This is a genomic window from Tistlia sp., assembly GCF_040905785.1.
Taxonomy (GTDB): Bacteria; Pseudomonadota; Alphaproteobacteria; order Kiloniellales; family DSM-21159; genus Tistlia.
The window spans coordinates 1-865 of the sequence record NZ_JBBDQW010000086.1; the positions used below are offsets into that span (position 1 = coordinate 1).

At 70.8% G+C, this 865-nt stretch carries 1 protein-coding gene; it reads left to right on the plus strand.

Going from position 1 to position 865, the window contains the following annotated elements:
• Positions 1–161 precede the first annotated feature (161 nt).
• On the plus strand, positions 162–865 hold a 704-nt coding region (locus tag WD341_RS19755), incomplete at its 3' end, for a helix-turn-helix domain-containing protein (protein WP_368427211.1).

Here is an 865-nt window from a genome sequence, read left to right on the forward strand (position 1 = left end):
CCGCGCCGCCATACACTTCGCCCTACCGCGTTAACCTGAGCCCGTTGCCGTGGCGCTCGCAGACGATGTTTGCGGTGGCGCGGAAGAGTTTGCTAGAACGGCAGGGTTCCGGGCTTTGGCGGGGCTTGCCGAACGGCCGCCCGGGAACCGGAAGGCCCGACATGAGATACAAGGCTACGGTGCAGGCTGACCACCGGCAGGCGCCAGACAACGTAGAGCCCTTCGCCGGATCCTCGCGATCCGTCGGCGAGCGGTTGCGCAACGCCCGCGAGGATCTCGGACTGGAGCTGCGCCAGGTCAGCGAGATCCTGCGTATCCGCTATGCCCACCTGCGGGCGCTCGAGGAGGGCGACTCGGCGGCGCTGCCGGGCCTGACCTACGCGGTCGGCTTCGTGCGCACCTATGCCGACTACCTGAGCCTCGACTCGCGCGAGATGGTCGAGCGCTACAAGGAGGAGATGAGCGGGGTTCCCCGTTCGACCCAACTGGTCTTCCCGACGCCGAAACCCGAGGGCAAGATACCCGGCGCCGCGCTGGTCCTGGTCTCGCTGCTGCTCGTCGGCCTGGCCTACGGCGGCTGGTATGCCTTCAACGAGTACGGCGACGAGCTCGACAGCCTGATCATGCGCGAGGCGCCGCCGACCCAGGTCGCCGAGCAGGTCGAGCCGCCGGCTCCGGCCGTCGAGCTGCCCTCCGAGCCGGTCGGCGGCAGGGCTCCCACGGCAGGCGCGCCGGTCTCGGGCGCCACCGATTCCGCGCCCGCGCCCGCCGCCGAACCACCCGCCGCCGAATCGGCGGCGACCCCCGCGCCCGCCGACAGCCTCGAGGAGCGCAGCCTCGAGCGCATCGAAGAATGCTTCCCGGC